General features: G+C 65.1%; 16 protein-coding genes and 1 riboswitch. Of the genes, 5 read left to right on the top strand and 11 right to left on the bottom strand.

Features of this window, described 5'->3' with window-relative positions:
* Window position 1: 1 nt before the first annotated feature.
* The 7 genes from ACPFMA_RS26245 to ACPFMA_RS26275 form a co-directional block, all read right to left on the bottom strand.
* On the bottom strand, window positions 2-520 hold the full coding sequence (locus tag ACPFMA_RS26245) for a retropepsin-like aspartic protease family protein (RefSeq protein ID WP_425929158.1): 519 nt from the start codon (window positions 518-520) through the stop codon (window positions 2-4).
* Complete coding sequence (locus ACPFMA_RS26250) at window positions 517-1,503, bottom strand: esterase-like activity of phytase family protein (protein ID WP_425929160.1); 987 nt, start codon at window positions 1,501-1,503, stop codon at window positions 517-519. Before ACPFMA_RS26250 ends, ACPFMA_RS26245 begins: the two co-directional genes overlap by 4 nt.
* Window positions 1,500-3,404, bottom strand: coding sequence for a DNA topoisomerase IV subunit B (parE, locus tag ACPFMA_RS26255; RefSeq protein WP_420058917.1), 1,905 nt, complete (start codon window positions 3,402-3,404; stop codon window positions 1,500-1,502). Before parE ends, ACPFMA_RS26250 begins: the two co-directional genes overlap by 4 nt.
* Before the next feature lie 36 nt (window positions 3,405-3,440).
* On the bottom strand, window positions 3,441-4,049 hold the full coding sequence (locus ACPFMA_RS26260) for a YqiA/YcfP family alpha/beta fold hydrolase (protein ID WP_425929162.1): 609 nt from the start codon (window positions 4,047-4,049) through the stop codon (window positions 3,441-3,443).
* Between the two features lie 104 nt (window positions 4,050-4,153).
* Window positions 4,154-4,966 (bottom strand): 3',5'-cyclic-AMP phosphodiesterase, encoded by an 813-nt coding sequence (gene cpdA / locus ACPFMA_RS26265; protein ID WP_425929164.1) that lies wholly within the window; start codon window positions 4,964-4,966, stop codon window positions 4,154-4,156.
* A gap of 84 nt (window positions 4,967-5,050) precedes the next feature.
* Window positions 5,051-5,503 (bottom strand): DUF1249 domain-containing protein, encoded by a 453-nt coding sequence (locus tag ACPFMA_RS26270; RefSeq protein ID WP_009399515.1) that lies wholly within the window; start codon window positions 5,501-5,503, stop codon window positions 5,051-5,053.
* On the bottom strand, window positions 5,494-6,111 hold the full coding sequence (locus ACPFMA_RS26275) for an NUDIX domain-containing protein (RefSeq protein WP_064301492.1): 618 nt from the start codon (window positions 6,109-6,111) through the stop codon (window positions 5,494-5,496). The genes ACPFMA_RS26270 and ACPFMA_RS26275 overlap by 10 nt, the downstream gene beginning before the upstream one ends.
* Window positions 6,112-6,324: 213 nt before the next feature.
* Here ACPFMA_RS26275 and ACPFMA_RS26280 point away from each other — a divergent pair, with 213 nt between their 5' ends.
* Window positions 6,325-7,065, top strand: coding sequence for an RsiV family protein (locus tag ACPFMA_RS26280; RefSeq protein ID WP_279896598.1), 741 nt, complete (start codon window positions 6,325-6,327; stop codon window positions 7,063-7,065).
* On the opposite strand, the gene cytX is transcribed toward ACPFMA_RS26280, so the two are convergent.
* A complete protein-coding gene (gene cytX, locus ACPFMA_RS26285) occupies window positions 7,034-8,362 on the bottom strand; it encodes a putative hydroxymethylpyrimidine transporter CytX (protein ID WP_420058914.1) in 1,329 nt (442 codons plus the stop codon). The two genes, ACPFMA_RS26280 and cytX, sit on opposite strands and share 32 nt — an antisense overlap.
* A 64-nt stretch (window positions 8,363-8,426) precedes the next feature.
* Window positions 8,427-10,316, bottom strand: coding sequence for a phosphomethylpyrimidine synthase ThiC (thiC, locus tag ACPFMA_RS26290; protein WP_064301489.1), 1,890 nt, complete (start codon window positions 10,314-10,316; stop codon window positions 8,427-8,429).
* 151 nt (window positions 10,317-10,467) lie between these two features.
* Window positions 10,468-10,572: riboswitch (TPP riboswitch) on the bottom strand.
* A gap of 143 nt (window positions 10,573-10,715) precedes the next feature.
* On the opposite strand from thiC, the gene ACPFMA_RS26295 reads away from it, so the two are divergent.
* Window positions 10,716-12,149, top strand: a complete 1,434-nt coding sequence (locus ACPFMA_RS26295; protein ID WP_009399510.1) for a TolC family outer membrane protein — start codon at window positions 10,716-10,718, stop codon at window positions 12,147-12,149.
* 92 nt (window positions 12,150-12,241) lie between these two features.
* Here ACPFMA_RS26295 and waaA read toward each other — a convergent pair whose 3' ends face one another.
* Both waaA and ACPFMA_RS26305 read right to left on the bottom strand, forming a co-directional pair.
* A complete protein-coding gene (gene waaA / locus ACPFMA_RS26300) occupies window positions 12,242-13,513 on the bottom strand; it encodes a lipid IV(A) 3-deoxy-D-manno-octulosonic acid transferase (RefSeq protein WP_425929168.1) in 1,272 nt (423 codons plus the stop codon).
* A gap of 144 nt (window positions 13,514-13,657) precedes the next feature.
* Window positions 13,658-14,548: a LysR family transcriptional regulator gene (locus ACPFMA_RS26305; RefSeq protein ID WP_420058934.1), complete on the bottom strand. Its 891-nt coding sequence runs from the start codon at window positions 14,546-14,548 to the stop codon at window positions 13,658-13,660.
* Window positions 14,549-14,639: 91 nt separating this feature from the next.
* Here ACPFMA_RS26305 and ACPFMA_RS26310 point away from each other — a divergent pair, with 91 nt between their 5' ends.
* The 3 genes from ACPFMA_RS26310 to ACPFMA_RS26320 all read left to right on the top strand — a co-directional run bounded on the left by ACPFMA_RS26310 (window position 14,640) and on the right by ACPFMA_RS26320 (window position 17,019).
* Window positions 14,640-14,972, top strand: a complete 333-nt coding sequence (locus ACPFMA_RS26310; protein ID WP_009399408.1) for a DMT family transporter — start codon at window positions 14,640-14,642, stop codon at window positions 14,970-14,972.
* 62 nt (window positions 14,973-15,034) lie between these two features.
* Window positions 15,035-16,210 (top strand): NAD(P)/FAD-dependent oxidoreductase, encoded by a 1,176-nt coding sequence (locus tag ACPFMA_RS26315; protein ID WP_425929171.1) that lies wholly within the window; start codon window positions 15,035-15,037, stop codon window positions 16,208-16,210.
* A complete protein-coding gene (locus tag ACPFMA_RS26320) occupies window positions 16,207-17,019 on the top strand; it encodes an aldo/keto reductase (RefSeq protein ID WP_064301485.1) in 813 nt (270 codons plus the stop codon). The genes ACPFMA_RS26315 and ACPFMA_RS26320 overlap by 4 nt, the downstream gene beginning before the upstream one ends.
* The last annotated feature ends 5 nt before the right edge of the window (window positions 17,020-17,024 follow it).

Below are 17,024 nucleotides of genomic sequence, written 5' to 3' on the forward strand. Positions count from 1 at the left end.
ATCAGTTCAAGGTCTGGCGCAGCAGCAAGGTGCCGCCGCGCTGGGTGAATTCAAGTTGTTTCAGGGCACTCATGCCCAGCAATACCTGGCTGTCATCGAGGCCGGGGACCACCAGGGCGCGGACATCGCGCAGCAGGATATCGCCCAGTTGCACGCTGTCCAGCCGCGTGCGGTAGCCCTCGGTGCGGCCATTGGCGGTGCTCAGGGTCACCGATGCTCCGCGCTGCAGGCCGAAGTCCCGCGCCAGGGCCTCGGGAATCGCGACATCGGTGGCCCCGGTATCCAGCAGGAAATGCACGGCCTGACCGTTGATCAGGCCGTCGGCGACGAAATGCCCCTGGCCATTGCTGGCCAGGCGCACTTCGACGAAACCGTCACCCTGTTGCGAGGTGATCTGGCTGTTGGGGTTGACCTGCCGGTCTTCCCACGCGCCGAAAAAGCGCGTGGCAAGGAACAGGCCAGCCGCCCAGGCCAGAACCATGAACACCCGCCCGATACGCTGGCCCGGGGTCTGGCTCATTTCTTCGCGCTCCAGCCGCCTTTCGGCGCGGCGAAACGCCAGACGATCGGGCGGTCCTCGCCATCGGCGCGGGTGCCGTTGTTGTTGTCGATACCGATCCAGGCGCCTTCGGCGTCGATCACCAGGGCCTCGGCCAGGCCGTAGGGCTGGCTGTATTGCCGCTGTTCGGTCAAGGCTTCGCCGGCAAACGACCAGCAGCGCTCCACCTGCCCGCCCTGGGCATCACGACGGCAGATGCGGTAGGCGTTGCGTTCCAGGGTGAACAGCTTGCCCTCGAACAGCGCCAGGTCGGAAAAGTCCCGCGACACCTCGCGGGCCTTGGGAAACTGGTCAGGCTGCATCTCGGTGCCGGCCTCGCTGAGCAGGACGCAAGCATCGCCGCAGGCCCAGGTGCTCTGCTTGCGGTTGACCAGCAGCAGGCCGCGGCGCTCGCGCTCGGCGGCCAGCCACAGGCGGTCGCCGGCCGGGCTGACGGCAAGGCCTTCGAACAAGGCGTTGAAATGCAGGAGCATCCCGCTGGCCCGGGCCTGGCGGATCATTGCCGGATCGATCTTCAGCCAGTTCGGCTCGCCCTGCACCGGCACTTCCAGCACCGCAGCGTAGGCTTCGCTGACGATGTAGCGGTTGCCGGCCGCATCACAGCTGATGCCTTCGAAGTCCAGATCGCCGCCACGCACCAGCGAAGCCGCCCATTGCCGTGAGCGCAACCCCAGCGGGAAGCCGGGATCCGGCACGGCTGGCGCCGCCAGCGGCTCGCCAAGGGCCTGCCATACATGGCTGGTGGTATCGAGCCTGTAGACCAGGTCGTCATCGCGGTCGGAAATGGTCCACAAGGTCCCGTTGCACTGCGCCAGCCCCGAGAGGTTGCCGCCGCGCATGCCTTCGACCGGATGCTCGCCGAGCAGGGTCAGCTCCGGCCACGGGTCGGCCATGGCCGGCACTGCGGACAGGGCCAGCAGCGCCACGAGCAAGCCACGGATCAAGCCATGACCTCGGCCAGGTTGCCGTTGCTTTCCAGCCAGGACTTGCGATCGCCCGCGCGCTTCTTGGCCAGGAGCATGTCCATGATTTCACGGGTCTGCTCGAAGTCGTCGAGGGTCAGCTGGACCAGGCGCCGGGTGTTCGGGTCCATGGTGGTTTCGCGCAGTTGCGGCGGGTTCATCTCGCCGAGGCCCTTGAATCGGGTGACCTGCGGCTTGCCGCGCTTCTTCTCGGCCACCAGGCGGTCGAGGATGCCGTCACGCTCGGCTTCATCCAGGGCGTAGTAGATTTCCTTGCCCAGGTCGATGCGGTACAGCGGCGGCATCGCCACATAGACGTGGCCGGCCTCGACCAGCGGACGGAAATGCTGGACGAACAGGGCGCAGAGCAAGGTGGCGATGTGCAAGCCGTCGGAGTCGGCGTCGGCGAGGATGCAGATCTTGCCGTAGCGCAGCTGGCTCAGGTCGGTGGCACCCGGGTCGACGCCGATGGCCACGGCGATGTTGTGCACTTCCTGGCTGGCGAGGACTTCGCCGCCATCCACTTCCCAGGTGTTGAGGATCTTGCCGCGCAGCGGCAGGATCGCCTGGTATTCCTTGTCCCGCGCCTGCTTGGCCGAACCACCGGCCGAGTCGCCCTCGACCAGGAACAGCTCGGCGCGCATCGGGTCCTGGCCCGCGCAATCCGCCAGCTTGCCTGGCAGCGCCGGGCCCTGGGTGACGCGCTTGCGCTCGACCTTCTTGCTTGCCTTGAGGCGACGGCCGGCGTTGCTGATGGCCAGCTCGGCCAGTTGCATGCCCAGCTCGGGATGGGCGTTGAGCCACAGGCTGAACGCGTCTTTCACCACACCGGAGACGAAGGCGGCGGCTTCGCGGGAGGACAGGCGTTCCTTGGTCTGCCCGGAGAATTGCGGCTCCTGCATCTTCATCGAAAGGACGAAGGTGATGCGCTCCCAGACGTCTTCCGGCGCCAGCTTGACGCCACGGGGCAACAGGTTGCGGAACTCGCAGAACTCGCGCATCGCGTCCAGCAGGCCCTGGCGCAGGCCGTTGACGTGGGTACCGCCCTGGGCGGTAGGAATCAGGTTGACGTAGCTTTCCTGGATGCTGTCGCCACCCTCGGGCAGCCACAGCAGGGCCCAGTCCACGGCCTCCTTGTTACCGGCCAGGCTGCCGCAGAACGGTTCGTCCGGCAGGCGCTGGAATTCGCTGACCGAGTCGACCAGGTAGGAGCGCAGGCCGTCTTCGTAATGCCATTCGACTTTCTCGCCGGTGCTCTTGTCCTCGAAGGTGACCGACAGGCCCGGGCACAGTACGGCCTTGGCCTTGAGCACGTGCTTGAGGCGGCTGACGGAGAACTTCGCGGAATCGAAGTACTTCGGATCCGGGGAGAAATACACGCTGGTCCCGGTGTTGCGCTTGCCGACGCTGCCGATGACTTCCAGTTCGCTGGCCTTGAAGCCGTCGGCGAAGGTCATCTGGTACTCGTTGCCATCACGCTTGACCCGCACCCGGACCTGGGTCGACAGGGCGTTGACCACCGAGATGCCAACACCATGCAGACCGCCGGAGAACTGGTAGTTCTTGTTGGAGAACTTGCCGCCGGCGTGCAGCTTGGTGAGGATCAGCTCGACCCCGGACACGCCCTCTTCGGGGTGGATATCCACCGGCATGCCGCGCCCGTCGTCGCAGACTTCAAGGGAATGGTCGGCGTGAAGGATCACCTGGACCGAACGGGCATGGCCGGCCAAGGCTTCGTCGACACTGTTGTCGATGACTTCCTGGGCCAGGTGGTTGGGGCGGCTGGTGTCGGTGTACATGCCCGGACGCTTGCGTACCGGGTCAAGCCCCGAGAGGACTTCGATGGCGTCTGCGTTATAGGCGCTAGCGCTGGGATTGGCCATGGGTTCTCGTCGTCGTTCGTGGGTGAAAATAAGCAATCAAAATACAGAAAAATCCAGGTCCTGATACGCCTTCGCGTCAATGCCTGCGTAGGACAACAGCGCTGGCAGATGCAGGGCGAAGCGCTGGAAGCTGTGGTCTCCACCGGCTTCGATACGCAGGGCACAGGCCCGGTAGAAACGTTCGGCGCGGCGATAATCAAGGGTTTCGTCGCCGGTCTGCAGCCATACCTGGTAACGCGCGGCATCCAGCGGCGGCGGCACTTCCAGCGCCGCCAGGGCCTCGACGTGACCGTGGGTCAGTTCCCAGGTCTCGCCGGTGTAGTGGTTGGTCTGGGTGCCCAGGTAGCCGTCGAACAACTGGTGCGGATTGACCGCCGGGTTGATCAGCAGCGCCTTCAATCCATGCCGTTCGGCCAGGTGAGTCGCATAGTAGCCGCCGAGGGAACTACCGACCAGCAATGGCCGGCCCAGTTCGGCAATGTCGGCTTCGAGCTGGGCGATGGCCTGGCGCGGATGGTGATGCAGCGCCGGGATCCGCAGTTGCCCGGCAAGCCCCATGCGCTGCATGACCGCCAGCAACTGGCTGGCCTTCATCGAGCCAGGCGAGCTGTTCAAACCATGGATATAAAGGATCGAGCCCGACATTCCGCCCCCGGATTTCCTGAAATGCCCGCGAGTGACGGGCACAAAGACGCGCAGTTTAGCCTGATAAGAGGGAAATGATTCAGCTTTAGAGATTACGCGGTGCTTCAGTAGCCGTTGCCGTAGTCCACATCGAAGGCAAAATCACCAAGGCGCGAGACGCCGGTTTCCAGGCGGCCATCGTCATGCAGGGCCAGCCAGCGGTAGCCGGGCGTACGCTGTTCATCGACCTTGAAGTCCTCGCTGCGCGGCTCGAACTGGATGCAGGTGGACGGCGAGGCCAATAGCCGGCGTCCGTCGAGATGCTGGTCCCACTCCTGGTGAATGTGCCCCCAAAGCAGCGCCCGCACCTGTGGATAAGGTGCAATGGCGGCGAACAGTGCCTCGGGATTGCGCAAGCCGATGGGCGCCATCCAGGCGCAGTCGATGGAGATGGGCTGATGATGCAGGCACACCAGGCAGTGACGGCCGTCGGCGCTGCCCAAGGCCTGGTCGAGCAGTTGCAGTTGATCGGCTTCCAGACACCCCGGCACGCTGCCCGGAATCGACGAGTCGAGCATGATCACGCGCCACTTGCCGATATCGGTGACGGCCTCCAGCAGATCGGTGCCTGCCGCCACCCGCTCCATCGGCAGTGGCTCATCATGGTTGCCGGCTAGCCAACGGGTCGGCGCACCGAGCACCGCGGTCATCTCGCGAAACTGCCGGTAGGACGCCTCGCTGCCATCCTGGGACAGATCACCGGTGGCCAGCACCAGGTCGATCCGCGGCTGCTCGGCGAGCACCTGGTCGATGACCCGTTGCAGGCTGTCACGGGTATTCATGCCCAGCAGGGAACCCTCGCCATCGGCGAACAGATGACTGTCAGAAAGCTGCACCAGCCGGACCGGGGCACTGGATGAGGGGGTTGCGTGCGGCAAGGGGCCGTCTCCTTGGGGGAATCTGCACGATTATGGTGGGGAAGGATCGGAGGATCAAACCGCCACCAAGACCCCCGTCACATTTCAGCGAACCGCTTCGAGTTCGTGACCGCAGGCCAGGCAGTGGCTCAACCACTCGCCGAGGAACAGGTTGAGCTGGGCCTTTTCGTCCGGCTGGTGCATCGCCGCATTGGGGTAGGGATAGACGCTGCGGAACCGTCGGGCGTGCTCGGCACTGACCACCTCGGCCATGCGCGCGTCGTGATAGACCTGCACTTCCAGTTGCGGTACCGGCAGCCACGGCAGGCTGTGCTCCTGGCGCACACGCAGCGTGGTTGTATAGGGACAGGCCTGCAGCACTTCCAGGGTCAGCACGCCAAGCATCTGGTCGCCCTGGGTCATGCCGATGCGCCGTGACTCCAGGGAGGTGCGCATCGCCGGGAGCAAACGCATCAGGCGTGCATAGTTCGCCTCGCAGGCAGCCTGCAAGCCAACCAGATCGACCCGATAGCGTTCACGCACAAGATTCACGACCACATCCCCCTGACTTCATCGCGGTTCAACGCCAGCCACTGCAAGGCGATGATCGACGCCGCATTGGCAATCAGCCCGTCGCGCACGGCTTGCAGGGCATCCTCGAATGCCCAGACCCGCACGCGGATATCCTCGCCCTCTTCTTCCAGGCCATGCAGCCCGCCAGCCCCCTCGCTGCTGCAACGACCGAGGTACAAATGGACCAACTCGTCGCTGCCACCGGGTGACGGGAAATACCGGGTCATCGGCCACAGCGCGGAGAAGGTCAGCCCAGCTTCCTCCTGCGCCTCGCGGTGCGCAACCTGTTCCGGCTGTTCGTCCTTGTCGATCAGACCGGCGACCAGCTCCACCAGCCAGGGATTGGCGGTCTTGCCCAGGGCGCCGACGCGGAACTGCTCGATCAGCACCACTTCGTCGCGCTGCGGATCATAGGGCAGGACGCACACCGCATCGTGGCGCACGAACAGCTCCCGGCTGATCTCGCGGCCCATGCCGCCGGCAAACAGCTCATGCCGCAGGCGTACCCGGTCGAGGCGATAGAAGCCCTGGAAACAGGTGTCGCGCTGGACGATCTCGACGGCGGCTGGAACGGTGCTGGAGTTGTCTGTCATGGAAATCCTCGATGCCTCTATCTACAACGTCACATTCGACTTCGGGCTTGTGGCTTCGCGCCATCCTACCCCGCGTACCCTCGGCTTTCACCCTCTTTCAAGTCAACCCAAGGACTGCGAGGATAGGCACCGTCTGTCTAATCAAGGTTAGCGGCGAACCGACTGCCATGCCGGCGGTCCAAGGCCGATTACCGTCGTTCCAGAAGGATCATCATGACGCTTGCGAAACTGACTACCGTGGCCGTACTGGCCCTGGCCCTGGGGGCCTGCCAGAGCGTTTTCCAGCCCAACATGCGCAAGCCGCTGGAGGTCAAGCGCGAAGCCTGGGAGCACATCAAGCCCGGTTGCAGCGCCAGCGATTGCCCGCTGGTGAACATCGACACCCTGCACTTCCCGGCCCAGCCGCAACTGGACGCGGTGATCGAGCGTCGCCTGCTGCAGTTCGCCGCCGCCGGCGGGCCGCTGCCGACCTCGCTCAAGGCCTATGAAGAGAGTTTCCTGCGTTCGGCGCAGAGCCGTAACAGCAGCTATCTGCAAGCCAAGGTACGCGAGCAGCATGACGGACTGGTGATCATCGAGCTGTCCAGCTACCTGGATACCGGCGGCGCCCACGGCAACCCCGGCCGCGCCTTCATCAACTGGTCGCGCCAGCAGGAAAAGGTCCTGACCCTGCAGGACATGCTGGTTCCGGGCCAGGAAGAGACGTTCTGGAAAACCGCGCAAGAGGCCCATCGCGGCTGGCTGATCTCGACCAAGATGGACCAGGACCCGGAATTCGTGAAGAACTGGCCGTTCCAGAAAACCCCGAACATCGCCCTGACCTACGGCGCAGTGGTGCTCAAGTACGACGTGTACGCCATTGCGCCCTACGCCATGGGCCACGTCGAACTGAAGATCCCCTACCCGCGCCTCAATGGTGTGATCAAGCCGGAACTGTTCCCCGGCCGCGGCTGAAGCTGAACAGCCCGTGCAGCACCCCTGCCAGCAGCAAGGCCGGCAGGGTCGCACCAACCTCGGGCATATGGTTCGCCAGCAAATGGTAGGTTGCCACGCCGCCGGCCCATGCCAGCACGGCGCCGAAGTGCAGCGAACCGACCTGCGCCGGCAGGCGCCGCCGGCGCAGCACGAAGTGATCCACCAGCACCACGCCGAACAGCGGCGCGAACACCGAGCCGATCAGCAGCAGGAAGTTCTGGTACTGCGCCAGCGGCGCGAAGCAGGCGATCAGGGTGCAGACCACGCCGATCGCCAGCGCCAGGTGCTCCACCTTCAGGCGTAGCAGCAGGCCGCTGGACACCGCCGCCGAATGGATATCGGCAAAAGCGTTTTCCGACTCGTCGAGCAGGATCAGCAGCAGCGGAATACCCAGGCCCGCCCCTGCCAACGCCAGCAGCAAGGCGTTCACTTCACCGCTCGGGGCGAACGCCAGGGTGTACGCCACGCCCAGGCTCATCAACCAGAAGTTACCGATGAAGAAGCCCAGTGCAGTGCCGCCGAAAACCCGGCTGGCACGCTTGCCGAAGCGCGAGTAGTCGGCTATCAGCGGGAGCCACGACAGCGGCATGGCAATGGCGATGTCGAAGCCCACCGCCAGCGACAGGGTGCCGTCACCCGCCTTCGTCCACAGAGCGGCCAGGTCGGCCTTGGCGAACAGGTTCCAGGTCAGCCACAGGCAGGCGCCAAGCAGCAGCCAGATCCCCCATTTGCGCAGGATGCGGCGCACGAAGGTCAGCGGACCGCTGACCGCCAGCAAGGTGGCGAGACCGCCGAAGAATAGGGTCCACAGCAGCGGGCTGTTCCAGGCGCTGCTGTCGCCGAATGACTGCGCGCCGAGCAGGCTGGCGGCGTCGCGCATGACGATGATTTCGAAGGAGCCCCAGCCGATCAGTTGCAGCAGGTTGAGCACTGCCGGCAGCGCCGCGCCGTGCCGGCCCAGGCTCAGGCGCAGGGCGGCCATGGCCGAAAGGCCGGTGTCGCTGCCGATCACCCCAACCGCGGCCAGCAGCAGAACGCCGACCAGGGTGCCCAGGGCGATGGCCAGGATCGACCCGGCCAGACCCAGGCCCGGCGCCAGCAACGCGCCGGTCTGCAGGACCATCAGGCCGATGCCGAGGGAGAACCACAGGGAGAACAGGTCACGGGCGCCGAAGATGCGCTGGTGGCCGGGGACGGGGGAATCGGGGGAGTAGTTGCTGGGTAGGGACACGATAGGGTCTCGGCGGGCGTTTTTTGTTGGTTTCGAGGGCCTCATCGCTGGCAAGCCAGCTCCCACGGAGAACCCTGTGGGAGCTGGCTTGCCAGCGATCGGGGCCGCCTCAGACTTTCTTGTACAACTGGCTGCCTTCCTGGCGGAACCGCTCGGCCTGCTCGCGCATGCCGTCCTCGACCGCCACGTCCACCGCGTCGATGCGCTGGTTGGCGGCGTATTCGCGCACTTCCTGGGTGATCTTCATCGAGCAGAACTTCGGCCCGCACATGGAGCAGAAGTGCGCGACCTTGGCCGAGTCCTTCGGCAGGGTCTCGTCGTGGAACGAGCGCGCGGTGTCCGGATCCAGGCCCAGGTTGAACTGGTCTTCCCAGCGGAATTCGAAACGTGCCTTGCTCAACGCGTTGTCACGGATCTGCGCGCCCGGATGCCCTTTCGCCAGGTCCGCCGCATGGGCGGCGATCTTGTAGGTGATGATCCCGGTCTTGACGTCATCCTTGTTCGGCAGGCCGAGGTGTTCCTTCGGCGTGACATAGCAGAGCATGGCGCAGCCGAACCAGCCGATCATCGCGGCACCGATACCGGAGGTGATGTGGTCGTAGCCGGGCGCGATGTCGGTGGTCAGCGGGCCGAGGGTGTAGAACGGCGCCTCGTCGCAGCATTCCAGCTGCTTGTCCATGTTTTCCTTGATCAGTTGCATCGGCACGTGGCCGGGCCCTTCGATCATGCACTGCACGTCATGCTTCCAGGCGATCTTGGTCAGCTCGCCAAGGGTTTCCAGCTCGCCGAACTGCGCTTCGTCGTTGGCATCGGCAATCGAACCAGGACGCAGGCCGTCGCCCAGCGAGAAGCTGACGTCGTAGGCCTTCATGATTTCGCAGATTTCTTCGAAGTGGGTATAGAGGAAGTTCTCCTTGTGATGCGCCAGGCACCACTTGGCCATGATCGAACCGCCGCGGCTGACGATGCCGGTTACCCGCTTGGCCGTCAGTGGCACGTAGCGCAGCAGCACGCCGGCGTGGATGGTGAAGTAGTCCACGCCTTGCTCGGCCTGTTCGATCAGGGTGTCGCGGAACAATTCCCAGGTCAGGTCCTCGGCCACGCCATTGACTTTTTCCAGGGCCTGGTAGATCGGTACGGTGCCGATCGGCACCGGCGAGTTGCGGATGATCCACTCGCGGGTTTCATGGATGTGCTTGCCGGTGGACAGGTCCATGACCGTGTCCGAGCCCCAGCGGATGCCCCAGGTCAGCTTGGCCACTTCTTCCTCGATGGAAGAGCCCAGGGCGCTGTTGCCGATGTTGCCGTTGATCTTCACCAGGAAGTTGCGGCCGATGATCATCGGCTCCAGTTCCACGTGGTTGATGTTGGCCGGAATGATCGCGCGACCGCGGGCGATTTCCTCGCGGACGAACTCGGGAGTGATTTCCTTGGGGATGCTCGCGCCGAAGCTGTGCCCGGCGTGCTGCTGATCGAGCAGGCCGGCTGCACGGGCTTCCTGCAGCTTCATGTTTTCGCGCAGCGCGACGTATTCCATCTCGGCGGTGATGATGCCCTTGCGCGCATAGTGCATCTGGCTGACGTTGGCCCCGGCCTTGGCCCGGCGCGGGTTGCGCACGTGGGCGAAGCGCAGCTTGGTCAGCTCGGGGTCGTTCAGGCGCTGCTGGCCGAAGTCGGAGGACAGGCCGTCGAGCCGTTCGGTGTCGCCGCGGTCGTCGATCCAGGCCGAACGTACGTCGCCCAGGCCCTTGCGCACGTCGATCACCACATTGGGGTCGGTGTACGGGCCGGAGGTGTCGTACACCAGCACCGGGGCGTTGGGCTCGCCGCCGAAGTCGGTGGGGGTATCGTCAAGGCTGATTTCCCGCATCGGCACGCGGATGTCCGGACGCGAGCCCTCGACATACACCTTGCGCGAACGGGTGAAGGGTTGCACGGACTGCTGATCGACCTGGGCGGACTCGCTCAGGTTGGACGGGTATTTTTCTTGTTTGCTCATCACAGGCTCTCCAGACGGGTTGGATGTCGGAGTGAACCTGATGGGGGCACGGAGAATGCACCTGGGGCGGTGCTGTGCAGAATGCGGGGGTGTCTGGCGGCCTGCTGCGGCTGACTCGACATTCCCGGACCCGGCACAAGAGGGCTCGCGGGAAGCGAGCAATCTTGTTCCCTACGCAGGCGCTAACCTGATCAGGTTCAACGGGATCCGGAATTTCCGATCTCAGCCTCAACGCAAGGCACCCCGACAAGAACTCGCGCAGTCTAGACCGGCGCGAGCACAAACGCCAACACTCCGGACACCAGCGTGACAAATGGCGCAATTGCCAGATTGTTGCAAACTGCCAGCGCAACTACACTCGCAAGTTCAGAATTACCTTCTTCGTTCAAGGACCGCCCTATGCTGCGCAAACTTTCACTGGCGCTTGCCGTGTCTTGTGCTTCCAACGGATTGGCCTGGGCAGCAGACTTGCCGCTGTCGAGCAAAACCGACCTGGTCAGCGTTTACAACGAGGCCGTCAGCAACAACGCCGACCTCGCCGCCGCCCGTGCCGACTATGGCGCCCGTCGCGAAGTGGTGCCCCAGGCCCGTGCCGGCCTGCTGCCGAACCTGTCTGCCGGCGCCGAGATGATGAATACCCGGACCAGCATCGATCAGCCATCGATCACTGCCAGCCGCAGCGGCAACACCTGGAGCGCGACCCTGGCCCAGCCGATCTTCCGCGCCGACCGCTGGTTCCAGTTGCAGGCAGCCGAAGCAGTCAACGAGCAGGCGGCCCTGGAGCTGTCGGCCACCGAGCAGAACCTTATCCTGCAAAGCGCCGAGAATTACTTTGCGGTGCTGCGCGCCCAGGACAACCTGGCCTCGACCAAGGCCGAGGAAGCAGCCTTCAAGCGCCAGCTCGACCAGTCCAACGAGCGCTTCGACGTGGGCCTGTCGGACAAGACCGACGTACTGCAATCCCAGGCCAGCTACGATACCGCGCGGGCCAACCGGATCATCGCCGAGCGCCGCGTGGCCGACGCCTTCGAAGCCCTGGTGACCCTGACCAACCGCGACTACAACTCGATCCAGGGCATTGTCCATACACTTCCGGTGCAGGTGCCGATCCCCAACGATGCCAAGGCCTGGGTCGACACCGCGACCCAGCAGAACCTCAACCTGCAAGCGACCAACCACGCCGTGCAGGCCGCCGAGGAAACCCTGCGCCAGCGCAAGGCCGGGCATGCCCCGACCGTCGATGCGGTAGCGCGCTACGAGAAGGGTGACAACGACAGCCTCGGCTTCAGCAACCCGAACTACACCGGGCAGCGCTATGGCGGCGACGTGGAGCAGACCAGCATCGGCCTGCAGTTGAATATCCCGATCTACAGCGGCGGCCTGACCAGCTCGCAGGTGCGCGAGGCCTACCAGCGCTTGAGCCAGACCGAGCAGCAGCGTGAAAGCCTGCGCCGCCAGGTGGTGGAGAACACCCGCAACCTGCACCGCGCGGTAAACACCGATGTGGAACAGGTTCAGGCGCGCAAGCAGTCGATCATTTCCAACCAGAGCGCGCTGGAAGCCACGGAAATCGGTTACCAGGTGGGCACGCGCAACATCGTCGACGTACTCGACGCACAGCGCCAGCTGTACACCTCGGTGCGCGACTACAACAACACCCGCTACGACTACATCCTCGACAACCTGCGCCTTAAGCAGGCCGCCGGAACCTTGAGCCCGCAGGACCTGCAGGATCTCGGGCGCTACCTGAAGCCGGACTACAACCCGGACAAGGACTTCCTGCCGCCTGACCTGGCGGCGGCGGCCAAGGCCAATTTCGACAGCCGTCCGTAGGGGCCTCATCGCTGGCAAGCCAGCTCCCACAGAACCCTGTGGGAGCTGGCTTGTCGGATCGCCGCACCGCAGCGATTGCGGTGGAACAGTCTCTACTTGATCAAAGCCCCCAAACCATCGAGCAAACGCTGCAAGGCCCCTTGATTGGCCCGCATCACCGCCACGCCCGCCTCGCCCATCCTCCTTGCATCCCGCGGCAACTCGATCAGCCTTCTCACCTCGGTCGCCAGGCCCTCGGCATCATCGACCTGCTCCAACGCTCCCGCCTCGCGCAACATCGCGCTGATTTCCAGGAAGTTGAACACATGGGGCCCCATGATCACCGGCAAGGCCAGCGCCGCCGGCTCCAGCGGGTTGTGCCCGCCGGTCGGCACCAGGCTGCCGCCGACGAAGGCGATATCGGCCAGGGCATACAGGAACAGCAATTCGCCCATGGTGTCGCCAAGCAGCACCCGGGTCTGCCCGTCCACCGCCGCGCCGGTGGAACGACGCACCGTGGCGAAGTGTTCGGCACACAATTGATGAACCGCGTTGAAACGCTCCGGATGCCGTGGCACCAGGATCAACAGCGCGTCGGCATGGGCGTCCAGCAATTGCTTGTGCGCAGCCAGGATCAGCGCGTCCTCGCCGTCGTGGGTACTGGCGGCAATCCACACGGGACGCTGGGTCGCTCCCCACTGCTCGCGCAGTTCACGGGCGCGCGGCAGCAGGTGCTCGTCGATCTTCAGATCGAACTTGATCGAGCCGGTCACCTGCACCGTCGCCGGACGCGCGCCCAACTGGCGGAAGCGCTCGGCCTCGGCCTCGGTCTGCACGGCGAGCAGGCTCATCTCCTCCAGCATCGGCCGGGTCAGCCCGGCAAAACGCGCATAGCCCCGGGCCGAACGCTCGGATAGCCGGGCGTTGGCCAGGGCTACCGGAATCCCGCGCTTGGCGCATTGGTAGATATGGTTGGGCCACAACTCGGTTTCCATGATGATGCCCAACTGCGGTCGCGCCCTGTCGAGGAAGCGCGCCGCCGCCCAGGGCAGGTCATAGGGCAGGTAGCAGTGCTGGATGCGCGGCTCGCCGGCGAACATCGCGCGGATCCGTTCCGAGCCGGTAGGGGTCATGCAGGTTACCGTGATCGGCAACTGTGGATAACGTTCCAGCAGCCCACGGATCATCGGCGCCGCGGCGATGCTTTCGCCCACCGACACGGCGTGGACCCAGATACCGCCGGGCTTGAGCGGCGGCAGGCCGATGGCGAAACGCTCGCCAATGCGCTGGCGATAAGCCGGCGCCTTGCGCCCACGCAGGAACAGGCGCAGCGCAACCAGCGGCAGGCCCAGGTGAAACAGCAGGGTATAGAGAGTTCTGTTCATGGCGCGGGAGTTTACAAGGAAGCCATCGGCAATGCTTCCATGCTGACTTCGAGGGCCTCATCGCCGGCAACGCCGGCTCCCACAAGGTCTAGCGCCGCTCACATACTGTGGGAGCCGGCGTTGCCGGCGATGAGGCCGTAAACTTCAACCCATTTCCCGCAGATGCACAGCAAACCTTTCCGCCAACCACTGCGCCGCCGGCCCCAGCGGCTCGTCCCGGCGCCAGGCCAGTTCCACCACCAGCGCCGGCGGACGCCATTCGCAATCCAGCTCGACCATCTGTTGTTGATAAGCCGGGTACTGCACTACATGCCTCGGCAACCAGGCCCACCCCAAGCCGCGCTGCAACAGTTCGGCCATCACATAGAAACTGTCCGCGCGCCAGACCAGCGGGCTGGCCGGCTCGCCCCCGGCGTAGCCGCTGTCCCGCGGGTTGACCAGCAACTGCCGGTGCCGCGCCAGATGCTCGCAACTGACCCGTCCCACCGTCGCCAACGGATGCCCCACGGGACACACCGTGACCATCTCGATGCTGCCCAGCACACGACGCTCCAGCGCATCGGGCACCCGCTCGTGATGGAACATCAAGCCCAGGTCCGCGCGCCGTTCGACCAGTTGCCGCGCCACATCGCCCTGGGCGCTGCTGGCCAGTTGCACTTCCAGCAGCGGGAACTGCAGCGACAACTCGTCCAGGCTCTCGATCACCGGCGGATAGGGCATCGCCTCATCCTGTGCCAGGCGCAGGCGCGGTTCCTGCCCGCGCATCAGCGCCGAGGCCCGGCCTTCAAGGCGCTCGCACTGGCGCAGCAACTCCTTGGCATCCTCCAGCAGCGCCGCTCCCGCCTCGGTCAACTGTGGCTGACGACCGCTGCTGCGCTCGAACAGGGTCAGCCCGAGGTCGGTCTCGAGCAGTGCGATGGCATTGCTCACCGCCGACTGCGCCCGCCCCGCCGCCCGCGCCACGGCGGAAAACGAACGCCGCTCAGCCACTTCGACGAACAGGCGGACCTGCTCCAGACTCCATTGCGCTTGAATCATGCAACCTATCTCCCAGACAGATAGGAAATGACTTTACCGCATCTGGCCAGGTTCTAGAATGCGCGAGCCATCAGAGGAGTGCCCAGTCATGAATGCCTACACCTATCTCGCCATCGCCATCTGCGCCGAAGTCATCGCCACCGCTTCGATGAAAGCGGTCAAGGGCCTGAGCACCCCGTTGCCATTGCTGCTGATGGTGTGCGGTTACGGCGTGGCGTTCTGGATGCTGACCCTGGTGGTGCGCAGCATTCCGGTAGGCATCGCCTACGCCATCTGGTCGGGCCTGGGCATCGTTCTGATCAGCATCGTCGCCTTGGTGATATACGGCCAGAAACTGGACCTGCCGGCCGTGCTGGGCATGGGCCTGATCGTCAGCGGCGTGGTGGTGATCCAGCTGTTCTCGAAAACCGCCGGGCATTGATGCCGGAAAAGTGCCCAACAGGCTTATACTTCCCCGCCTGTCCAGCTTGTTGAGGTAACTGCATGTCATCGGTCATTTCCACCGACGTCCTGATCGTCGGCGCGGGGGTTGCGGGTCTTTGGCTCAACGCCCGGCTGCGGCGCCTGGGCTACTCGACAGTGCTGGTGGAGCGCGCCAGCGTCGGTGGCGGGCAGACCCTCAAGTCCCAGGGCATCATCCATGGCGGCGCCAAGTACGCCTTGCATGGCGCCCTGACCGGCGCCTCGGAAGCCATCGCCGACATGCCGCGGCGCTGGCGCGAGGCGTTGGCCGGCAATGGCGAGCTGGACCTGTCCGGTGTGCGCCTGCTGTCGGACGCCCATTACCTGTGGTCCCCAGGCACCCTGGCCGGCAACCTCACCAGCTTTTTCGCCAGCAAGGCGGTACGTGGCCGGGTCGATCAGGTCAAGGGCGACCAGTTGCCGCCAGCCCTGCAGGATCGCGGCTTCAAGGGCAAGGTCTATCGCCTGGCGGAACTGGTGGTGGACGTGCCAAGCCTGCTGCAGCGCCTGGCCGACCTAGGCGGCGACAGCCTGCTCGCCGGCGAGCGCATCGAGCCCCTGCGCGAAGGCAACGAACTGGTCGGCCTGCGCGTCGATGAGCGGGAAATCCGCGCCAGGCGCATCGTCCTCAGTGCCGGCGCCGGCACTGCCGAATTGCTCGCCGACCTCGGCCTGAGCCAGCCGGCCATGCAGCGCAGGCCGCTGCATATGGTGATTGCCAAGGGGCCGAGCCTTAAGCCGCTGTACGCCCACTGCCTGGGCGGTGGCCCCAAGCCGCGCATTACCGTCACCACCCATCCGGCAGCCGACGGCCAGTGGGTCTGGTACCTCGGCGGCGACCTCGCCGAAGCCGATGGCGTGGCCCGCGAGCCGGAGGCGCAGATCGCCGCAGCAAGGAAGGAAGTCGCCAGCCTGCTGCCGTGGGTGGACCTGAGCCAGGTCCGCTGGGCCACCCTGCGGGTCGATCGGGCCGAGCCGGCGCAATCCGGCCTGGTCCGTCCGGACAACGCCTTCCTCGCCGACCAGCACAATCTGCTGGTCGGCTGGCCGACCAAGCTGGCCCTCGCCCCGGATTTCGCCGACCGCGTGCTGCAGGCCCTCGACCGCGACGGCATCAAGCCAGGCGGCTTCCCCGCCCTGCCCGACCTGCCCAGGCCACCCCTGGCCCTACCTGAATGGGATCGCCTGCTGCCATGACCCTGCCCACGCTGCATGACCTGCATCGCCCGCTGGGCAGTACCGGCCTTTCGGTTTCACCGCTGGGCCTGGGCACCGTCAAGCTGGGTCGCGACCAAGGGGTCAAGTACCCCAACGGTTTCACCATCCCTGACGATGAAAGCGCCCGCATGCTGCTCGCCCAGGCCCGCGACCTGGGCATCAACCTGATCGACACGGCGCCGGCCTACGGTCGCAGTGAAGAGCGTCTCGGCCCCCTGCTGCGCGGCCAGCGCGATCAATGGGTGATCGTCAGCAAGGTGGGTGAAGAGTTCGAGGACGGCCAGTCCCGCTTCGATTTCAGCGCGGACCACACCCGCCGCTCCATCGAGCGCAGCCTGAAACGCCTTGAAACAGACTCCATCGACCTGGTGCTGGTCCACTCCAACGGCGACGACCTGCGCATCCTCGAACAGGAGGAGGTCTACCAGACCCTTGCCCTGCTCAAGCAGGAAGGCAAGATCCGCGGCTTCGGCTTTTCCGGCAAAACCGTGGAAGGCGGGCTGAAAGCCCTGGAGCAGGGCGATTGCGCGATGGTCACCTACAATCTCAACGAGCAGGCCGAGCGCCCGGTGCTCGACTATGCCGCGGCCCATGGCAAGGCGATCCTGGTGAAGAAGGCCCTGGCCAGCGGGCATGTCTGCCTGAGTCCGGGAGTCGATCCGGTGCGTGCCAGCTTCGAACTGCTGTTTGCCCACCCAGGCGTCGGCAGTGCTATTGTCGGAACCATCAATCCCGTGCACCTGGCCCACAACGTGGCGACCGTCGCCCAGGTGCTGCGCCAGCACTGAGCCGC

The sequence above is a fragment of the Pseudomonas sp. NyZ201 genome (assembly GCF_049860765.1).
Classification (GTDB): domain Bacteria; phylum Pseudomonadota; class Gammaproteobacteria; order Pseudomonadales; family Pseudomonadaceae; genus Aquipseudomonas; species Aquipseudomonas bharatica.